Source organism: Rhodoferax ferrireducens (assembly GCF_003347515.1).
Lineage (GTDB): Bacteria > Pseudomonadota > Gammaproteobacteria > Burkholderiales > Burkholderiaceae_C > Rhodoferax.
This window is the reverse complement of record NZ_QEII01000223.1, coordinates 1-731: the sequence shown is the minus strand read 5'-3', so window position 1 is coordinate 731 and position 731 is coordinate 1. Positions and strand designations below refer to the sequence as shown.

Sequence of the window (731 nt, the reverse complement as noted above, 5' to 3'; positions counted from 1 at the left end):
CGTACTGAACCGCAGCGCCGCGACCATCAGCCGCGAGATTGCCCGCAACAGTGGTGGCAATGGTTACAGCTGCCGTTATGCCCAGCAGCGCCGGGTGCGAAGACGCCGCCACGCCAGACCACTGCCCAAGCTGGTCACCGGCAATCCCCTGTTTGAATCCATCACTGAACTTCTTTATAAGCGGTGGTCACCCCAGCAAATTGCAGCCCACCTGGCTAAACTGCACCCCAGCGATGCCGCCCAACGCGCCTCGCATGAAACCATCTACAACGTCATCTACGCCCAACCCCGAGGAGAGCTGCGCAAAGAGCTCATTGCTTGTCTGCGCATGGCACGCACCAAGCGCTGGCCGCGCTCCAAGGGAGAGGATCGCCGGGGACACATGGCAGACATGCTGAGCATTCATGTACGCCCACCGGAGATTGAGGATCGCCAGTTCCCGGGACACTGGGAGGGCGACTTGATCAAAGGCGCGCTCAACCAAAGTGCGGTGGGCACGCTGGTGGAGCGCCATACCCGGCTGCTGATACTGGTCAAGCTACCTCACCCCAACCCAGCAACGGCGGCTCACGTCCTGCAGGCCTTCACGGACAAACTCAACGCGGTAGCGCAACCCATGCGAAAGACCTTGACCTATGACCGGGGCAAGGAGATGGCCCATCACCAGCAGCTCAGCGCCAATACCGGGATTGCGGTGTATTTCTGTGATCCGCACAGCCCATGGCAGCGGG

The 731-nt window shown here is 61.3% G+C and carries 1 protein-coding gene; it reads left to right on the top strand.

From position 1 onward, the window contains the following. Window positions 1-731 (top strand): IS30 family transposase (locus tag C5P05_RS03335; RefSeq protein WP_114968445.1); only part of this gene is annotated, 731 nt, incomplete at both ends.